General features: G+C 66.8%; 20 protein-coding genes and 1 riboswitch. Of the genes, 10 read left to right on the top strand and 10 right to left on the bottom strand.

Features of this window, described 5'->3' with window-relative positions:
* Positions 1-40 precede the first annotated feature (40 nt).
* Together K6G35_RS12730 and K6G35_RS12725 are read right to left on the bottom strand one after the other, a co-directional pair.
* The gene (locus tag K6G35_RS12730) at positions 41-364 is read right to left on the bottom strand and encodes a cell division protein ZapA (RefSeq protein ID WP_008644084.1); all 324 of its coding nucleotides are present in this window, start codon (positions 362-364) and stop codon (positions 41-43) included.
* A complete protein-coding gene (locus K6G35_RS12725; protein ID WP_008644078.1) occupies positions 361-681 on the bottom strand; it encodes a hypothetical protein in 321 nt (106 codons plus the stop codon). The genes K6G35_RS12730 and K6G35_RS12725 overlap by 4 nt, the downstream gene beginning before the upstream one ends.
* A 206-nt stretch (positions 682-887) precedes the next feature.
* A riboswitch (cobalamin riboswitch) is annotated at positions 888-1,149 on the top strand.
* Positions 1,150-1,227: 78 nt separating this feature from the next.
* Between K6G35_RS12725 and K6G35_RS12720 the strand changes: the two genes are divergently transcribed.
* The 7 genes from K6G35_RS12720 to cobC are packed head-to-tail and all read left to right on the top strand — an operon-like array spanning position 1,228 to position 8,177.
* On the top strand, positions 1,228-3,237 hold the full coding sequence (locus tag K6G35_RS12720; RefSeq protein ID WP_495675799.1) for a TonB-dependent receptor plug domain-containing protein: 2,010 nt from the start codon (positions 1,228-1,230) through the stop codon (positions 3,235-3,237).
* Between the two features lie 18 nt (positions 3,238-3,255).
* On the top strand, positions 3,256-4,263 hold the full coding sequence (locus K6G35_RS12715; RefSeq protein WP_186424804.1) for a FecCD family ABC transporter permease: 1,008 nt from the start codon (positions 3,256-3,258) through the stop codon (positions 4,261-4,263).
* The gene (locus K6G35_RS12710) at positions 4,260-5,069 is read left to right on the top strand and encodes an ABC transporter ATP-binding protein (protein ID WP_017512420.1); all 810 of its coding nucleotides are present in this window, start codon (positions 4,260-4,262) and stop codon (positions 5,067-5,069) included. The genes K6G35_RS12715 and K6G35_RS12710 overlap by 4 nt, the downstream gene beginning before the upstream one ends.
* The gene (gene cobO, locus K6G35_RS12705; RefSeq protein ID WP_008644069.1) at positions 5,066-5,695 is read left to right on the top strand and encodes a cob(I)yrinic acid a,c-diamide adenosyltransferase; all 630 of its coding nucleotides are present in this window, start codon (positions 5,066-5,068) and stop codon (positions 5,693-5,695) included. The genes K6G35_RS12710 and cobO overlap by 4 nt, the downstream gene beginning before the upstream one ends.
* Before the next feature lie 23 nt (positions 5,696-5,718).
* Positions 5,719-6,789, top strand: a complete 1,071-nt coding sequence (gene cobT, locus K6G35_RS12700; protein ID WP_008644067.1) for a nicotinate-nucleotide--dimethylbenzimidazole phosphoribosyltransferase — start codon at positions 5,719-5,721, stop codon at positions 6,787-6,789.
* A gap of 36 nt (positions 6,790-6,825) precedes the next feature.
* Positions 6,826-7,605, top strand: coding sequence for an adenosylcobinamide-GDP ribazoletransferase (locus tag K6G35_RS12695; RefSeq protein ID WP_495675798.1), 780 nt, complete (start codon positions 6,826-6,828; stop codon positions 7,603-7,605).
* Positions 7,590-8,177 (top strand): alpha-ribazole phosphatase, encoded by a 588-nt coding sequence (cobC, locus tag K6G35_RS12690; protein WP_008644063.1) that lies wholly within the window; start codon positions 7,590-7,592, stop codon positions 8,175-8,177. The genes K6G35_RS12695 and cobC overlap by 16 nt, the downstream gene beginning before the upstream one ends.
* A gap of 10 nt (positions 8,178-8,187) precedes the next feature.
* Here the strand turns inward: cobC and K6G35_RS12685 are convergent, their stop codons facing one another.
* From K6G35_RS12685 to cobU, 4 genes are read right to left on the bottom strand one after another with little or no spacing between them, the layout of a single operon-like run.
* Positions 8,188-9,090: a cobalamin-binding protein gene (locus K6G35_RS12685; RefSeq protein WP_317915274.1), complete on the bottom strand. Its 903-nt coding sequence runs from the start codon at positions 9,088-9,090 to the stop codon at positions 8,188-8,190.
* 6 nt (positions 9,091-9,096) lie between these two features.
* Positions 9,097-10,128 (bottom strand): threonine-phosphate decarboxylase CobD, encoded by a 1,032-nt coding sequence (gene cobD / locus K6G35_RS12680; protein ID WP_495675797.1) that lies wholly within the window; start codon positions 10,126-10,128, stop codon positions 9,097-9,099.
* A complete protein-coding gene (cbiB, locus tag K6G35_RS12675; RefSeq protein ID WP_495675796.1) occupies positions 10,125-11,105 on the bottom strand; it encodes an adenosylcobinamide-phosphate synthase CbiB in 981 nt (326 codons plus the stop codon). The genes cobD and cbiB overlap by 4 nt, the downstream gene beginning before the upstream one ends.
* On the bottom strand, positions 11,102-11,818 hold the full coding sequence (cobU, locus tag K6G35_RS12670) for a bifunctional adenosylcobinamide kinase/adenosylcobinamide-phosphate guanylyltransferase (protein ID WP_420093509.1): 717 nt from the start codon (positions 11,816-11,818) through the stop codon (positions 11,102-11,104). Before cobU ends, cbiB begins: the two co-directional genes overlap by 4 nt.
* Positions 11,819-11,971: 153 nt before the next feature.
* Between cobU and K6G35_RS12665 the strand changes: the two genes are divergently transcribed.
* Both K6G35_RS12665 and K6G35_RS12660 read left to right on the top strand, forming a co-directional pair.
* A complete protein-coding gene (locus K6G35_RS12665; RefSeq protein ID WP_008651752.1) occupies positions 11,972-13,423 on the top strand; it encodes a cobyric acid synthase in 1,452 nt (483 codons plus the stop codon).
* Between the two features lie 128 nt (positions 13,424-13,551).
* Positions 13,552-14,214 carry a nucleotide-binding protein gene (locus K6G35_RS12660; RefSeq protein ID WP_008651755.1) on the top strand — a complete coding sequence of 221 codons (663 nt, stop codon included), beginning with the start codon at positions 13,552-13,554 and terminating at the stop codon, positions 14,212-14,214.
* On the opposite strand, the gene K6G35_RS12655 is transcribed toward K6G35_RS12660, so the two are convergent.
* The gene (locus K6G35_RS12655; protein WP_008651757.1) at positions 14,186-14,761 is read right to left on the bottom strand and encodes a GNAT family N-acetyltransferase; all 576 of its coding nucleotides are present in this window, start codon (positions 14,759-14,761) and stop codon (positions 14,186-14,188) included. The two genes, K6G35_RS12660 and K6G35_RS12655, sit on opposite strands and share 29 nt — an antisense overlap.
* A 135-nt stretch (positions 14,762-14,896) precedes the next feature.
* Here K6G35_RS12655 and K6G35_RS12650 point away from each other — a divergent pair, with 135 nt between their 5' ends.
* Positions 14,897-16,078 carry a PepSY-associated TM helix domain-containing protein gene (locus tag K6G35_RS12650; protein ID WP_008651759.1) on the top strand — a complete coding sequence of 394 codons (1,182 nt, stop codon included), beginning with the start codon at positions 14,897-14,899 and terminating at the stop codon, positions 16,076-16,078.
* A gap of 104 nt (positions 16,079-16,182) precedes the next feature.
* On the opposite strand, the gene panC is transcribed toward K6G35_RS12650, so the two are convergent.
* From panC to K6G35_RS12635, 3 genes are all read right to left on the bottom strand, one after another.
* The gene (gene panC / locus K6G35_RS12645) at positions 16,183-17,025 is read right to left on the bottom strand and encodes a pantoate--beta-alanine ligase (RefSeq protein ID WP_495675795.1); all 843 of its coding nucleotides are present in this window, start codon (positions 17,023-17,025) and stop codon (positions 16,183-16,185) included.
* Positions 17,026-17,186: 161 nt separating this feature from the next.
* Complete coding sequence (locus tag K6G35_RS12640) at positions 17,187-18,092, bottom strand: segregation and condensation protein A (protein WP_186424813.1); 906 nt, start codon at positions 18,090-18,092, stop codon at positions 17,187-17,189.
* Positions 18,093-18,114: 22 nt separating this feature from the next.
* Positions 18,115-18,306 (bottom strand): DUF3460 family protein, encoded by a 192-nt coding sequence (locus K6G35_RS12635; protein WP_011517343.1) that lies wholly within the window; start codon positions 18,304-18,306, stop codon positions 18,115-18,117.
* Positions 18,307-18,347 lie beyond the last annotated feature (41 nt).

Here is an 18,347-nt window from a genome sequence, read left to right as displayed (position 1 = left end):
GCCCGCGAAACAGAGCGCAAGCAGGCCGCAAGCAGGCGGCTCAGCGCGTGCCGACGTGCGCGTACTGGCGCAGTGCTTCGTCGGCGCGCTCGTTCAGTTCGCGAATGCGCGCGCGCACTGCGTCGACCGGAATCGCGCCTTCTTCCTCCTGCTTGCGGCGCATCGCCAGCAGGTCCGACGCGATGCTGATCGCCGCCATCACGGCCACCCGCTCCACGCCCTTCGCGGCGACGGTGCCCTTGAGCTTGTTCATCTTGTCATCGACCAATGCCACGGCTTCCAGCAGCGCGGCCTCGTTGTCCGGTGCGATCGCGAAGCGATACGGTTGGCCGGCGATGTTCACTTCTACTTGCTTGTTGCTCATGCGTGTTCTCCGGGGGCCTGCTGCGTACCTTCAGATGTAGCGCGCTTGCCGTCGCCGAGCAGGTCGAGCTGGCGCGCGTCGCTGGCCGTGGGCAGCTTGTCGAGAATCGATTGGATGCGAAGCTGAGCTTCCTCGATCTTGATATTGAGCAGTTCGCGGTCGGCTGCCATGGCTTCGCGATCCGCGCGCAACTGGCTCGCCTCGGCTTGCAGACGCTCGATCTCCGCACGCAGCCGCTGGTTTTCCGCCGCCAGGGTGTCTGCTTGATGCAGCACGCGCCCGATCTTGGCGGCCAGTTGTTCGAGTTCGTTGAGCATAGTGCCTGTCGTGTCCGGTAGGAGTGAAGGTCAGGTTTCGGGATTCTAGCCGATGCAGGCGGCTCGGCCACACCCAGCGAGCCGGTTAAGACGCCCGAGGTGCCACGAAGTTGCATCGTTCTGTAACGATCGGCCCGTCTCCAGATATCAAATCTCGGTTATCGGCAGCTTGACCCGCTGCATTGACGCCAAAGTTGAAACTCCATACACTCGCCCCCGTTCCAGGTGCTCGCGCCCTGCTCATACAGGGCTGCAGTTCAACGGGAAACAGGGAGCCGGGCGCCGAAATCCATATCGGGGCAGGCCAACCTGTGCTGCCCCCGCAACGGTAAGCGACCGCGAACGCCCGCCATGTGCGGCTCGCAGGGCCGGCCAAACGCCACTGAATCTGAATCGTCACGATCTGATCGGGAAGGCGGCCAGCCTGATGTCGTCAGCCCGGATACCGGCCTGCAGAACGAGGGTATGCCGCGCCGAAGGTGCCATGCCTCATCGCCATATGGCCCGCGGGGGAACGGGCTTGGCCGTTCTATTCCATCCCTGCTCATGCGTTCCACGCTATCCAGGTCGACCGCCGCGCTGAAGCCGTCGGTTCGCCCCTCCATGCCCGCCATCCTGGCGGCCATCGCCCTTTTCCCGTCCGCATCGGTCTTCGCACAGGACGCGACGCCCGATGAGTCGTCGACCAGCACGCCGGCCAGCGCATCGACCAGTGCTCCCGCTTCTGCACCGGCAGCCGCACCGGCGGCCGCGCAGGCGACCGGCGGGCAGACGCTGGCGCCCGTGGTCGTCACCGCCTCCCGAACCGCGCAATCGGTGACCGAGGCCCTGCCGCACACCACGGTGGTCACCCAGGAAGACATCGTCAACTCCCAGGCTCCGGACCTGCGCTCGCTGCTGCGCAACCAGGCGGGCGTGGAGTTCTCGACCAACGGCGGCATGGGTACCAACACCTCGCTGTTCATGCGCGGCGCCAATTCGAATCAGGTGCTGATCATGATCGACGGCGTGCGGATTTCCGGCGTCAGCAGCGGCAATGCGCAGATCGCCAATATCCTGCCCGACCAGATCGACCATATCGAAGTGGTGCGCGGCAACGTCTCGGCGCTCTATGGCTCGGACGCCGTTGGCGGCGTGGTGCAGATCTTCACGAAGAGTGGCGCGGGCCAGGCGCCTGCCGCCAACGCGCAGGTGGAGTACGGCAGCAACAATACCCGCCAGGGCACGGTGGGTTACGGTGGCCAGATCGGTGCCACCTCGTTCAACGTCACCGGCTCGATGTACAAGACCGATGGCTTCTCGGCCATCAATGCGGCGCAGTGGAACGCCGACAATCCGAAGAGCGCCGCGCGCGGTATCGGCCCGAATCCCGGCAACAACCCGTACGAGAACAAGAGCATCTCGGGCCAGATCAAGCACCAGTTCACGCAGGACTGGGACGCTGGCGTCGCGACCTACTACTCGAACAGCCAGCTTTCCTACGACAACGCCTACGGCAAGCCGACCGACGACTACCGCATGGACAGCAAGCTCTACACGCTGTCCGCGTTCGTCAACGGCAAGGTGCTACCTGACTGGACCACGCATTTCAAGGTGGCGCAGAGCGAAGACCGCAGCGAAGGTACGATCAACGGCCTGTTCGACAGCCTGTTCAGCACGCGCACCCGCCAGTTCAACTGGCAGAACGAGTACGCGCTGACACCCGACCATACGCTGATGTTTGGCACGGACTGGCTGCAGCAGGAGCTGGCTTCGAGCTCGTACAACGCGCCGTCGCGCAATGTGTTTTCGGTCTATGGTGGCTACGAGGGCCGTATCGGCAAGCACCAGATCCAGTTGAACGGCCGTAACGACCACTATTCCGATTTCGGCGACCAGGGCAGCTTCTACGCCGGCTACGGCTACTACCTGACCAGCGCGGTCAAGTTGCTTGCCAGTGTCAGCAATGCGTTCCGCGCGCCGACGTTCAACGAACTCTACTACCCGAACTACGGCCAGCCGAACCTGCAGCCCGAACGCGCCAAGTCGGCGGAGGTGGGGGTGCAGGTGGAGACGGCGTCGGCCGGCCTGCTGCGCGTGACTGCGTTCGAGACGCGCTACAACGACCTGATCGTCTCCGCGTTGCAGCCCAACGGCCTCTACCTGGCGCAGAACGTCAACAAGGCCAAGGTGCAGGGGATCGAGGCATCGTGGCGCGCCAGCCTGTGGGGCACCGACGTGGGCGCCAGCGTGACGTTCCAGAATCCGCTGGATGAAACCAACAATTCGCAGCTTCTGCGGCGTGCCCGGCGCCATGCGTCGTTCGACGTCGGCCGGAATTTCGGAAACTGGCGTTTCGGCGGCGAATGGCTGGTATCCTCGGCGCGACTCGACAGCGGTTCGCGCACGCTGGGCGGGTACGGTATCGTCAACCTGAACGCCCGCTACAACATCGACAAGCAATGGTTCGTCGCCGCCCGAGTGGAAAACCTGTTCGACAAGAACTACCAGTTGGCCTACCCGTACAACACGCAGGGCAGGGCCGGCTTCATCACGCTGGGATGGCGTCAGAAGTGATGCCGCGCGTGGATGGCCATGGCTGAGCTGCGGCGCGCGCTGATCGTCTGGGGTGTCCTCGCGCTGGCGGGGCTGGCCGTCTTTGGCCTGTCGCTGGCGATCGGCAGCGTGTCGCTCGATGCCGGGCAGCTCTGGCAGGCGCTGAGCGGCGCGGACAATGGCACCGCAGGCGCCATCGTGCGCGAACTGCGGCTGCCACGCGCCGCTGCCGCGTTTGCCTGTGGCGGGCTGCTGGCGCTTTCCGGCGCATTGATGCAGGTGTTGTTGCGCAATCCGCTGGCCGAACCCTACGTGCTCGGCGTCTCAGGCGGGGCGTCCACCGGCGCGCTGCTGTCGATGCTGCTGATGCTTCCGCAGTGGATCGTGCACACCAGCGCGGCGGGTGGTGCGCTGGTGTCCATGCTGCTCGTCGCCACACTTGCCCGCCGTGACCTGCTCAACCCCAAAGTGCAGGGCGGACACCAGGAGGCCGGCGCGCGGTTGCTGCTGACCGGTGTCATCCTGGCCGCGGGGTGGGGCGCGCTGATCACGCTGATCCTCGCCATCGCGCCGGAATCGCGCCTGCGCGGCATGTTGTTCTGGCTGACCGGCGACCTCGGTGGCACGGCCGCCTATGGCGCGGCGTTGGCCACCTTGATCGCCGCACTGCTGCTGGCCCTGCCGATGGCGCGGGCGCTAAACGTGATGCTGCTGGGCGAGACCGTGGCGCAATCGCTGGGTGTTCGCGTTGGCCGCGTGCGCCTGGCTACCTTCCTGATTTCCTCCATTTCGATTGCCGCCGCCATCACGACGGCCGGGTCGATTGGCTTCGTCGGCCTGGTGGTGCCACACATGGTGCGCCTAGCCTGGGGGAACGACCAGCGCCTGCTGCTGCCGGCGTCAGTGCTGCTGGGCGGCACCTTGCTGATGGCTGCCGACCTGATCGCGCGTACCGTGGTTGCCCCCACGCAACTGCCGGTGGGCGTCATCACGGCGCTGCTGGGCGTGCCGACCTTCCTCTACCTGCTGCTGCGGAGACCGCGATGAGCCATTGGTCCGAGCCGCTCACAGACTGTCCGCAGTTGACGCTGCGGCAACTCGGCCTGCACGCCGGGAGCCGCGTGCTGCTCGATGGCCTCTCGATGTCGATCGGCGCGGGGCAGCTCTGGTGCATCGTCGGCCCGAACGGGGTCGGCAAGTCCACGCTGATGGGCGTGCTGGCCGGTCTGCGCGCGCCCGACAGCGGCGCGGCCGAGGTCGACGACATTGCGGTCACGCAGATCGCCCCTGCCACGCTGGCGCGGCAGCGGGCCTATTTGCCCCAGGCTGTGCACGATACGTTCTCGATGCTCGTCGAGGACGCCGTGCGCATCGGCCGGCATCCGCATCTGAGCGGCTGGGGCTGGGGCCAGCGTGACGATGACCGGATCGTGGATGATGTCATCGACGCGCTCGATCTCGAGCCGCTGCGTGGCCGCGACGTGCTGACACTGTCCGGTGGCGAGCGCCAGCGCGTGTCGCTGGCTGCCGCGCTGGCGCAGCAGGCGCCGCTGCTGCTCCTGGACGAACCCGTGGCGCACCTGGACCTGCGGCACCAGATCATGGTGCTCGACCTGCTGCAGCGCCTGACCCGATCGGGCCGCCATGCAGTTGTCGTGATCGTGCATGACCTGACCCTCGCGCATCGCTATGCCACCCACGCGCTGCTGATGGCCGAGGATGGTCACGCGCTGCACGGCCCGGCGCACGAGGTCCTGACTCCCGCGCAGTGCTCCCATGCGCTGCGTACCCCGATTATCAGCATCAGCGACGGCACCCATACCGCGCTGATCCCAGATGGAAATCAGACATGAGCGATACCCCGAATACGAACGATGACGCCGGCCGCGATGCCCGTCACAAGGCACGCATGGTCCGCAAGAAGGAGGTGGTCGATTCCAAGATCGCCGCGGCGCAGACCGAGCGCGGCGTGATCGTGATCACCACGGGCAATGGCAAGGGCAAGTCGAGCTCGGGCTTTGGCATGGTGGTGCGCGCCATGGGTCATGGCATGCGTACCGGCGTGGTCCAGTTCATCAAGGGCGCATTCCCGAGCGGCGAGGAAATGTTCCTGCGGCGCTTTCCGGAGGAGTGCGAGTTCCACGTGATGGGCGAAGGCTACACGTGGGAAACCCAGGACCGCGCGCGTGACGTGGCCAAGGCAGAGGCCGCATGGGAGGTGGCGCGCCGGATGCTGCGCGATCCGTCGTTCGACCTGATCCTGTTCGACGAACTCAACATTGCGCTGAAGCTGCACTATCTTGATCTCGATACCGTCATCGCCGATCTGCGCGCGCGTCCGCCGAAGCAGCACGTGGTCATCACAGGCCGTGGCGCACCGTCCGCGCTGATCGAGGCCGCCGATACCGTGACCGACATGACACCGGTCAAGCACGCGTTCGAGCAGGGCATCAAGGCCCAGCCGGGCGTGGAAATGTAATTCGCGTCATTCGAATCAGCACCATGGCAACCGCAATTTCCGACTACGCACTGACCCTGCCACCGATCGCGCCGCTCGACGCATCGCTGCGCGCCGCGTTGCAGGCCGCAATCGACGACAAGACCAAGCCACCCGGCTCGCTGGGCCGGCTCGAGACGCTGGCCATGCAGATCGGGCTGATCCGTGGCGAGACCGTTCCTGATCTGACCCGCCCGGCAATCATCGTGTTTGCCGGCGACCACGGCGTGGCGGACACGGGCGTCAGCGCATTTCCGGCGGAGGTCACGGCGCAGATGGTGCTGAACTTCCTGAATGGCGGGGCGGCGATCAACGTCTTCACCCGCCTTCACGGGTTGGCGCTCGAGGTGGTGGATGTGGGCGTGCGCGCGCCGCTGCCGGCCTCGCCGAGCCTCGTGAACTGCCGCGTGGCCAACGGCACGCGCAACTTTGTCGAAGAGCCGGCCATGACGCCGGAGCAGGCCGGCGCGGCGATCAATGCCGGCATCGCACGGGTGCTGCGGCACGGCCAGCAAGGTACCAATGTGATCGGCTTTGGCGAGATGGGTATCGCCAACACGTCGGCCGCGGCCTGCGTGATGAGCCGCCTGACCGGCTTGCCGTTGGAGGCATGCATTGGCCGTGGCACGGGCCTCGACGATGCGGGCGTGGCCCGCAAGCAAGAGATCCTCTCGCGGGCGCTGGCCAGGCACTCGGACGTCACCGATCCGCTCGATGTGCTGGCCACGTTCGGCGGCTTCGAGATCGCAGCGATGACGGGCGCATACCTGGCTGCCGCGGCCAGCCGCATGGTGATTCTGGTGGATGGCTTCATTGCATCGGCGGCGTTGCTCGTGGCCGCGCGCATCGACCCGAACGTCCTGCAGTACTGCGTGTTCTCGCACTGCTCGCACGAGCATGGGCACCGCGCGCTGTTGGCCGAATTCAAGGCCGAGCCGCTGCTGGCACTGGACCTGCGGCTGGGCGAGGGTACCGGCGCGGCGCTGGCATGGCCGCTGGTGGCTTCGGCAGTGGCGTTCCTGCGGGAAATGGCCACGTTCAGCGGTGCGGGCGTCAGCAACGCATCGGCGACCTAAAGCGACCTGAAGCGACCTAAAGCGACCTGAGGCGTCATGATGGCCAACGAACTCCGCTTGTTTCTCACTGCCGTCGGCTACTTCACGCGCGTGCCGTTGCCGGCGCGGCTGGCGAGCTGGGTGGGGTTCGAGCCGCACTTCCTGAATGCCGCGTCGCGCTACTTCCCGCTGGTGGGGTTGATCGTTGGCGCGTTCGGCGCGCTGGTGACATGGGGCGCGCTGTCGTTCTGGTCCCCGTCGGTGGCGATCGTGCTCGGCATGGCGGCCACGTTGCTGTTCACCGGCGCGTTTCATGAGGATGGCCTGGCGGATTGCGTCGATGCCTTCGGTGGTGGCTATCGCCGTGAGGATGTGCTGAGGATCATGCACGACTCGCGCGTGGGCGCATTTGGCGCGATCGCCATTGTGGTGGCGCTGTTGCTGAAGTGGCAGCTGCTGGTATCGGTGGCGGAATCGGGCGGTGCGATGGTGCTGCTGGCGTCGCTGGTGGCGGCGCACGGAGCCAGCCGCGCGATGGCGATCACGTTCCTGGCCACGCATGACTATGTGCGTGCCGAGGGCAAGGCCAAGCCGGTGGCGCAGCGCCTGTTTGGTGTCGGACTGGTTTTCGCGCTGGCGTGCGGTGTCGTGCCGCTGCTATGGCTGTCGCCGGTGTTCGCGGGCGTGGCGATTCTGGTGCTGGCCGTGCTGCGTGCCGCGCTGGGTGCGTACTTCGTGCGCCGTATCGGCGGCTATACCGGTGACTGTCTCGGCATGGCGCAGCAGCTTGCCGAATTGTCGATCTACCTTGTGGCGGCGGCATGGAAGTGGTCCTGATCCGGCATGTCCGGCCCGATGTGGCGCCGGGCGTTTGCTATGGCGCGCTCGATCTGAAACTGGCGCAGCCGGTCAGCCCGGCGCCGGAGCGGATCGTGCGCCTGCTCGACGATTTACCGCCCTCACGTCTGGTGACGAGTCCGGCAGTGCGTGCGATGGAAACCGCGGCGCTACTGTCCGCGCATGTCGAGACGCCCATCCGTGAAATCGAGCCCCGGCTGCGAGAGCTGGATTTCGGCGCGTGGGAAGGCAAGGCGTGGAGCGACATTCCGCGCGATGCGCTCGACCTGTGGGCGGCGGACCTGATGGGCGCGCGCCCGCACGGCGGCGAAAGCGCGCAGCAGGTGATGGCGCGGGTGACGGCGTGGGCCGACACGCTCGACGCAAGGTCGGGTGATTGCCTCTGGGTCGTCTCCCATGCCGGGCCGATGCGGATGCTGGCCGCGCACTGGCTTGGGCTGACGCTGTCCCAGACGCTGCAGTGGGAGCTGGAGTTCGGGGCGACCTGTCACTTCCACCTGGGGAAGCGACAGGCCAGACTGGGGTGGTGGAACCGGAGCGCCAAGGCGTAGCGTGCCGGCATCAGCCCGGCCGCCGAGACCTCGCCACGTCCAGATCCTTGCAAATCTCCGCCGCGCCCTGGGCCACGCGCGGGCCAGCGCGATTGACCAGATCGCCGTCGATCACGAACAGATTGTTGCGTGCCACGGCCGTGACCTGCTTCCACTTCTCCCACATTGCAAAGTCCGCGAGCGGCTTGTCAGATCGCGTGGCACCCATGCCGGCGGTCAGCATGACCTCGGGGTTGCCCGCGACCACGGCTTCGACCGAGACCGTTGGCACCAGTGCCGCTTCCTTCCCGAACAGGTTGCGACCGCCGCATAGCGCGAGCAGGTCGCTGACCATGTGTTCGCCGTTCAGCGTCATCAGCGGCTGCTGCCAGACCTGATAGAACACGGTCACGGGCGGGCGGCCCGCGTAGGTTTTGCGCAGCGTGCTTACCTGCTGGCGGAAATCGGTGGCGGCGCGGTGGGCCACGGGCGTGGTGCCCATCAGCGTGCCGAGCTTTTCCAGATTGTCGGCGATGCCGTCGAGCTTGCGTGGCTCGCTGAAGAACAGCGGCATGCCGAGCGCGCGCAGGCGGTCGGTCTGCTTCTGCGCGTTACCGTGGCGCCAGACCACGATGAGGTCGGGTTTGAGCGCGGCGATCCGTTCGAGATCGAGCGCCTTGTTGTCACCCACGCGCGGAATATCGCGTGCCTGCGGCGGGTAGTCGCTGTAGCTGACCGTGCCGACGATGCGGTCTCCGCCGCCTGCCGCGAAGATCAGTTCGGTCACGTGCGGCGCCAGAGAGACGATGCGGCGTGCCGGCTGCGCCAGCGTGACGGTCTCGCCCGCATCGTCGACCACGGAGACCGCGGCATGCGCCGGCAGGGCGGCAATCAGCAGGGCACTTGCTGCACTCGCTACGTAGAAGGCTTTCATCGGAATTCAGGTCAGGGAAGGGAGTGCGTGGCGTGCGTGACCAAGCGCGGCATCCAGCCGTTGCCATGCCGCGTCGTCGTCAGGTGGCAAGCCAAAGCGCAGGCTGGTCGGGCATCCGCCGGCTGCGTCGAACAGGCGTGTCCAGACGCCTTGCCGAGCAAGGGCTTCATGCAGGCTGCCGGCCCGCGCGTCGGGCACCCAGCTGAACAATGGCTGCGACACGGGCGACAGGCCATGGTCGCGTAGCAGTATCGCCAGTCGTTGTCCTGCCGCGCTCAGCGATGTGCGTGTGGCGGCCTGCCACGCGGTGTCGGTCAGCGCGATGCGTGCCACGGCGCGTGCCGGGCCCGATACGGTCCAGTGGCCAAGCTGATCGGCCAGGGCGTCGAGCAGGGCCGGCTGCGCCAGCACGAAGCCGCAGCGCACACCCGCGAGACCATAGAATTTGCCAAGCGAACGCAGCACGATCAGTCCCGGTGCCGTGCTGCTTCCGGCCAGCGATGCCGCACCAGTGCAATCGATAAAGGCCTCATCGACGATCAGCGTGCCGCCGCGCGATGCCAGCCGCTCATGCCAGTGCCGCAGGGTGTCGATGGGCAGCAGCCGGGCCGTCGGGTTGTTCGGATTGACGACGACGAGGTGATCGAGCGCGTTGGCCAGATCGGCACGCTGGAAGTCGGCCTCGTCCAGCGGAGTGACGGTGTGCCCCGCCTGTGCGAAGGCCGGCGCGTATTCGCTGTATCCGAGCGCGGCGATGCCGACGCGTCCCGGGCGCAGCAGTCGCGGCAGGGTGCGGATGGCGGCCTGCGAGCCGGCCACGGGCAGCGCGTGCGCGGCGCCATAGGCCTGGGCAGCGATGCCGGTCAGGCCATCATCGTCCTGCGGCAGGCGCTGCCACGCGTCGGCGGGCAGGGGGGGCACCGGATAGCCGTCGGGATTGATGCCGGTCGACAGGTCGAGCCACGTTTCTGCCGGGCGGCCATAGCGGCGCACGGCGGCGAGCAGGTTGCCGCCGTGGCGGATCGGTGCGTGGGTCATGGCGTGCGCTCCAGCAGTCCGGCGAGCAGGTCGACCAGCGGCACGCTCAGCATCGCCAGACCGAGCCACAGCCACACCGTGCGCTGCACCAGCCGAAGACAGGCGCGGATGTGGATCGCGCCGGGCGCGTCACCGGCGCCGAGCGGCGGTCGCTCTTCCCACTCGCCGTGGTAGCGCGCGCCACCACCCAGGGCCACGCCCACGGCACCCGCGCCGGCTGCCATCACCGGACCGGCATTGGGGCTCGACCACGCGCGTGCCTGGGTGCGCCAGCAGCGCAGCGCCTGCGCCGTTGCGCCGAGCGATGCGTAGGAGAGCGCGGTCAGCCGCGCCGGAACGAAATTGAGCACGTCGTCGATGCGTGCCGCCGCCCAGCCGAACATCAGCCAGCGTGGCGTGCGATAGCCCCACATCGCGTCCAGCGTGTTGGCCAGACGGAACACGATCACGGCCGGTGCGCCGCCGACCAGGAACCAGAACAGCGCGCCGAAGATCGCATCGTTGCCGTTCTCCAGCGCCGACTCGCACGCGGCGCGGGCCAGCGCCTCGGCGTCGGCATCCTCGGTGTCACGCGAGACGATGCGCGCGGTAAGCCGGCGCGCGGCGTACAGGTCGCCGCGTGTCAGGGCGCCGGCGATCGGAGCGATGTGTTGAGAGAGGCTGCGGGCGCCAAGCGCCGCATAGAGCGCCACTGCATGGAGCGCCCAGGCCAGCGCGGGATGCACGGCTTGCGCCAGCGCGATCAGCAACGCCGCGATGGCGGCCGGCACGAGCACGACCACCGCCCACGCAATCAGGCCCGCCACGCGCTGGCGTAGCGCGCCACGTTCGGGACGATTGAGGCGATTGGCGACCGCCGTGGCCAAACGGCCAAAGCCGACCAGCGGATGCCAGCCGCGCGGCTCGCCCAGCCAGCGATCCAGCAGAACGCCGGCAATTGCAGCCGCCACGCAGGCCGGCCAGGACAGCATGATCATGCTGTGGGCGCGTCCTTGACGGCGACGGGGATGCCGGCCACGAGCAGACGCACGCGATCGGCGGTCGCGGCGAGCTTCTGGTTCAGGCGGCCTAGCTCGTCGACATAGAAGCGCGTGATGGCGCCCATCGGTACCACGCCGAAGCCGATTTCGTTGGTAACGAGGATCACGTGCCCCGGCAGCATCGGCAGCGCGGTCATCAGCGCGTCGATCTCCTCGGTGAAGGCCGGTGGCGGCGTGATGACACCGTGCTCGGGATAGTCGCGGCTTTCGCTGAAGATCAGGTTGTTGAGCCACAGCGTCACGCAGTCCACCAGAATGCAGCCGTCGTGACGGGCATGGCCGTAGAGCGCGTCGGCCAGATGCACCGGTTCTTCCACGAGGGTCCAGTCAGCCGGCCGTCGCGCGCGATGCAGCGCTATGCGCAATTCCATCTCTTCGTCGGTGGAATCGACATCGTGGCGCGCCGTGGCGATATAGGTGACCGGGCCACGCGTCAGTGCCGCATGGTCCGTGGCGAGCTGCTCCGCGAAATGGCTCTTGCCCGATCGCGCGCCGCCGATCACGAGTGTCAACTGGCGCGGCATCGACATGCTCGCGTGCGGCTCATGGGTGGGCTGGGCTTCCGGCTCGCCGGCCACGGTGGCGCCCGCCGATGCTGGTTCGGCGGAGGGCGAGATGTTGAGTGCCTGGGCGATGGCCTTGGTCTTCATGCGACGTATTGTAGCCGTCCGCATCGATCTTGCAGACTGGTGCGCCAGACCTCCCGCGCGCCAGGACGATGCTGCGATAATCGCGCGATGCGCGACGAACCTGCTTCCCGAACCGATTTCCTCCCGGCTGGGCGTGCCCTGCACGGCACCCTGATGATCCAGGGCACCACTTCCGACGCGGGCAAGAGCACCGTCGTGGCCGGCCTGTGCCGCGTGCTGGCGCGGGCCGGAGTGCCGGTGGCGCCGTTCAAGCCGCAGAACATGGCGCTGAACAGCGCGGTGACCGTCGATGGCGGCGAAATCGGCCGCGCGCAGGCGCTGCAGGCGCAGGCTGCCGGACTGGCGCCCCATACCGACATGAATCCCGTCCTGCTCAAACCCAGCAGCGATACCGGCGCGCAGGTCATCATCCATGGCCGCGCGCGCATGGATCTGGACGCGCGTGCCTATCACGACTACAAGCCACGGGCGATGGCCGCTGTGCTGGAAAGCCATGAGCGGCTGGCGCAGGCGTACGACGTGGTGCTGGTGGAGGGCGCGGGCAGTCCGGCGGAAGTGAACCTGCGCGATCGCGATATCGCCAACATGGGGTTCGCGGAGCGCGTCGACTGCCCGGTGGTGATCGTGGCCGATATCGACCGGGGCGGCGTGTTCGCGCACCTGGTCGGCACGCTCGATTGCCTGTCCGAGACAGAGCGTGCACGCGTGACCGGTTTCATCATCAACCGCTTCCGTGGCGATATCGCGCTGCTCGAACCCGGGCTGGACTGGCTCACGGCGCGAACCGGCAAACCCGTGTTCGGAGTGCTGCCGTATCTGCATGGCCTGCACCTCGATGCCGAGGATGCGATCGTCAGCGCCCAGGTGGCCGGGCAGGCGGGCGGGAGCGAAGTGCTTCGTGTGATTGTCCCGGTGCTGCCGCGGATTTCGAACCATACAGATTTTGACGCGCTGCGAGCCCACCCGGGCGTCGATCTCCAGTTCATCGGCCCGGGGATGCCGATTCCGCCTGCGGATCTCGTGATCCTGCCGGGCAGCAAGAGCGTGCGCGCGGATCTGGCCTTCCTGCGCGCCAATGGCTGGGATCGCGCGTTGCGGCGGCACCTGCGCTATGGCGGCAAGCTGATCGGCATCTGTGGTGGCATGCAAATGCTGGGCCGGAGCATTCACGACCCTGATGGACGGGAGGGGCCCGCTGGCACGAGCGACGGCCTCGCGCTGCTCGATTTCGAAACGACGCTGGCGCCAGAAAAGCAGTTACGGCGCGTGGCGGGGCGGCTTGCCGATGGCAATGACGCCACGGTGCGCGGCTACGAGATTCACCTCGGGGTTACCGAAGGCCCGGCGCTGGCCCGGCCAGCGCTGTGGCTAGAGGGCGACAAGCCGGACGGCGCCCGATCCGACGACGGTCAGGTACTGGCGACCTACGTCCACGGCCTGTTCGACGATCCCGCCGCGTGCGGCGCGCTGCTGCGCTGGGCCGGGCTCGGTCAGGCCGAAGGTGTCGACCTCGATGCGCTGCGCGAGGCGTCGCTGGACAGGCTGGCCGACAGCCTGGCCGCCAATCTCGATCTGGGAGCGCTGTTCGCGCCGCTGGGTCGTTAGCCCGGGCGGCACGCTACACTTGCGGAGTTGTCGGAGAGTCGGGACGGCCTGCCATGACGCCGTGCGCCCGATGAAGTCGAGAGTCTCGTTGTCGTTCATGGCACCCAATCGGACATTGGAGGACTTTCATGCCGGTAGTCGTGATCGCCAATCCAAAGGGGGGTGTGGGCAAGACCACGCTGGCCACCAACCTTGCCGGATACTTCGCCCGCAATGGGCACGCCGTGATGCTGGGCGATACCGATCGTCAGCAGTCGTCACGCGCCTGGCTGAACCTGCGGCCCGAATCGGCACCGCCGATTTCGACCTGGGACATCGACGCCGACAATATCGCCCGCCCGCCGAAGGGCACCACGCACGTGGTGCTGGACACGCCCGCCGGCCTGCATGGCTGGCGCTACGCCGATGTCATGAAACTGGCGCACCGCGTGGTGGTTCCCCTGCAGCCGTCCATGTTCGACATCCTGGCCACGCAGGACTTCCTGGCCAAGCTGGCCGGTGACAAGCGCGTGCGGCACGGCGAGGTGCCGGTGGGTGTGATCGGTATGCGCGTGGACATGCGCACCCGCGCAGCCGAGCAGCTCCAGCGCTTTGTCGAAGGCTTGGGCCTGCCGGTGCTTGGCTATCTGCGCGATACGCAGAACTACGTCCAGCTTGCCGCGCACGGCCTGACGCTGTGGGACGTGGCGCCGTCGCGCGTGGCGCGTGACTGGGAACAATGGCAGCCGATCCTGCGCTGGCTCGACGGCAAGGGTGGCGTCGTTACCGAGGGGCCGGCTGCAGTCGGCTGACCAGTACTGGCACGTCGTTCCAGGTCACGCGGCGGATCGTTACCATGATGTCGGTCCCCGGAAAGGGGTCGTCGAAACTGTCCGACTCCACACCTCCCAGGCGCCGGTAGAACTCCCGCGCCGATGTGTTGCCATCCAGCACGTACAGGAACAGCGGCTTGCCGGGCCACCGGCGCGCCGTGTATTCGGCCCAATGCGCCAGCAGCAGCTTGCCGTAGCCGTGTCCGTGATACGTTTTGCGCACATGCAGGTTATCCAGATAAATGCCGTAGCCCGGCTCCGCCAGCGGCATCAGACACGCGAAACCGGCGGCCTGACCATCCACACGCAGGATATTGACCTCCAGCGGAGCCTCCGCGCCGTCTACGAGCCGCGCGCGCCAGGTGGCGAGGCGCTCCGCTGGCGTGTGCTGTTCGAGATACTCGGCGGGTATCAGGCCGGCGTAGGTGTCGCGCCAGCTCTCGGCGTGCATGGTGGCAATCAGCGCTACGTCGGCTGGCGTCGCCTGAACAAGTTCGATCTGGTGGGGCATGGAACTGGGCGTCATGGGGCGGTGACGGGTTTGCGCTGCTAGAATCGCGAATCTTTCGCATTTGCGTTTGCGAAGGCTTGCGCCAGGCGGCATTCGGATTGTTTTCTGAAGTGCCTTGCGCGCCTCGTACAAGCATCTACAAATCCTACAATGCTCTCCGGTCGTTTGCGCACGTTTTTCGTAAAACTGCACCTATATATTGGCCTGGTCTTTGGCGTGCTCTTCATCCTGATGGGTCTGACCGGCACGGCCATCTCATGGCGTGACGAGATCGACAAGTGGCTGAATCCGGACCTGCTGCAGGCCGTTTCCGCCACACGCATCCCGGTGGGGGCCGCCACGGTGGAGTCCGTGACCGCGAAGCTGATGGCCGATCCGCACTTCGGCAAGCCCAACCTGCTGATGTTGCCCACCGACGAGCACGACGTGTTCGTGGCGTACTACCCGATAAAGGGGCCCGAGGCCGGCCCCGGACGTTTCCGCCAGGTGATGATCGACCCGATCACGCTGGCCGTAAAGGGCGAGCGACTGTGGGGCGTGCCGGGGCTGTCGCGGCAGGCGCTGATGCCGACGGTCTTCCATCTCCACCGCTACCTGCTGTCCGGCGATACGGGCAAGACGATCACCGGCGTGACCGGCATGATGCTGTTCATCAGCGTGCTGCTGGGCGTGGTGCTGTGGTGGCCCAAGTTCAAGTGGCGCTCGCTGAAGCAGTCGGTGCGCATCACGCATGGCGGCTCGTGGTCGCGGTTCATCTACACGAGCCATCGCGCGGGCGGGATCTTCGTGGCGCCGATCCTGGCGACCATCGCGTTTTCCGGCTGGTACCTGAACCTGCCGAAGTGGGTCACGCCGATCATCGCCAGCGTTGCGACGCTGAGCCCGCAGATCAAGCCGGTTTCGGATCCGGCCCCCGAGGGCACGCATGCCATCACGCCGGCTCAGGCGATGACAGCGGCGCAGAAGCAGTTCCCGGACGCGGCAGTGACGCGCATCAGCTTGCCGCGCAAGCCCGGCGACGCCTATGAGGTACGCCTGCGCCAGGAAGGCGAGGTACGCGCAGATACCGGGGCCACGCGGCTCTGGCTCGACGCCTACACCGGCCGCCCGCTGGCCGTGCGTGACCCGCGCAACGCCGCGTCTGGCGATACCATCATCAACTGGCTGTTCCCGCTGCACACGGGCGAGGCGTTTGGCTCGTGGGGGCGCGCGTTCATTACCGTGTTCGGTCTGGTGCCGCTGGCATTCGCGGTGACCGGCGTGCTGATCTGGTGGAAGCGCCGCAGCGGCCATCGCCGGCATCTGGAGCGCGAACGGCTGCGGCAGGCCTGAGGGTTCAGCCGTTCAAGAAGCCGTTCAAGAAGCAAAAAGCCTGCGGCAAGTGCGCAGGCTTTTCTTATTGCGGGGTCGGATTGCTCTTGCGTTCAGATTCGCGCTCAGATCTCCAGGTTGTCGATCAACCGGGTAGCGCCGAGCTTGGCCGCCGTCAGCACCACCAGCGGAGCGCCGGCCGCGAATTCCTCGCGGGTCGGAGGCTGCAGGTTGTCCTGCTTGCGAATCGACACATAGTCGGGCTTCCAGCCACGGGCCTGCAGGCGGGCCAGTGCGTCGGCCTCGACGGCCAGCAGGTCCACACTATCGCCGCCCAGCACGGTGTCCCGCACCTCGTGCAGCGTCTTGTAGAGCACCGGCGCCTCGGCGCGCTCGGTCTCGCTGAGGTAGCGGTTGCGCGATGAGAGGGCCAGTCCGTCCTCGGCACGGATGGTCTCGGCCGGAATGATGTCCACCGGCAGCGCGAACTGCTTGGCCATCCGGCGCACGATCATCAACTGCTGGTAGTCCTTCTTGCCGAACACCGCCACGCGCGGCTGCACGCAGCAGAACAGCTTCATCACCACCGTGCAGACGCCCTTGAAGAAGCCCGGGCGGAATTCACCCTCGAGGATGTCACCCAGGTCATGCGGCGGGTCCACGCGGTATTCCTGCGGCACCGGGTACATGTCCGACTCGGTCGGCGCGAACAGCACGTAGACGCCTTCGCTCTGCAGCTTCTCGATGTCGTCCTGCAGCGTGCGCGGGTATTTGTCGAAGTCCTCGTTCGGGCCAAACTGCAGGCGGTTGACGAAGATCGACGCCACCACGGGGTCTCCATGCTGGCGGGCCAGCCGCATCAGCGACAGATGGCCTTCGTGCAGGTTACCCATGGTCGGGACGAAAGCGACGCGGTTCTGTCCGCGCAACTGGTCCCGCAGCGCCTGGATGGAGGAGATGACTTTCATGAATGTCGTGTGCGGTCGTGGTAGGGGAGCGTCCCGAAGTCGGACTTCACCCGTGCCTGGCTCTCATGGCAGGCGTCGGCCGGGCTGTCGGCGGATTGTAGAGCATCATCGCGGCTTCAGGCCGCGCGACGCCCTTCGTATTGTCCGATATCCGGGTAAGTCTACGCGGGCGTGTACGCCAATCGCACATAGATTGGCGCGAACGGCTCGGCCTGCGTGATCTCGACCAGCGATTCGCGCGAGAGCTCGAGCATGGCGATGAAGTTCACCACCACCACGGGCACGCCCTTGCCGGACCGGATCGCGTCCTCGAACAGTTCGCTGAATTCCATGAACCGCGCGTGCTGCAGCCGGCGCAGGATCTGGCTCATGTGCTCGCGCACGGACAGTTCCTCGCGCGAGATCTTGTGGTGCTGGTTCAGCTTGGCGCGCCGGAGCACGTCGGCCCATGCGGACTGCAGGTCCACCGTCTCCACTTCGGGGAAGCGGGGCGCCAGGCTTTGCTCGATGAATACCTGCGAGCGCAGGAAGTCGCGGCCGAGCTGCGGCACCGTGTCCAGGCGCTGGGCGGCCAGCTTCATCTGCTCGTATTCCAGCAGGCGCCGCACCAGTTCGGCACGCGGATCCTCGGCTTCCTCGTCGCTGTCGGCCTTCTTCACCGGCAGCAGCATGCGGGACTTGATCTCGATGAGCATCGCTGCCATCAGCAGGTACTCGGCGGCCAGTTCCAGATTGCGCTTGCGGATCTGCTCGATGTACGAGAGATACTGACGCGTCACCTGGGCCATCGGGATGTCCAGCACGTTGAAATTCTGCTTGCGGATCAGGTACAGCAGCAGGTCCAGCGGGCCTTCGAAGGCCTCCAGGAACACCTCGAGCGCGTCCGGCGGGATGTACAGGTCCTGCGGCAGCTTGAACAGCGGCTCGCCGTACAGGCGCGCGAACGCCAGGCCGTCGACCATGTCGGCGGCGCTGGTGGCGGAACCGTCACCAGCCACGCTGGGCAGTTCGACCGGCAGGCTCAGCTTTTCCTGCGCGGCCTGTTCCCGCGGATCGCTTGGGTGCATCGGGGGCATCCCGGCGGGGGGATCAGTTCTCGGAGGCGTACACGTACGGCTTCTGGGCCACGCGCGACGCGTCGGCGCGAGCGCGCTCCTCCAGGTCGATCGGGGCCTTGTCCCACAGCAGGGCGCGGCCTTCGCGCTGTTCAGCGTCCAGCGACGGGCGCTCCTGCTTGAGCGTCTTCAGGAACTGGGTGATATCCGATTCGTACATGGCCATGGTGAAACCTTGTGCCCTTTGGGCGGCGTTAGGGATGTTGG

The sequence above is a fragment of the Cupriavidus sp. HY129 genome (genome assembly GCF_059492215.1).
The sequence above is the reverse complement of the archived record's forward strand: the minus strand, read 5'-3'. Positions and strand labels throughout refer to the sequence as shown.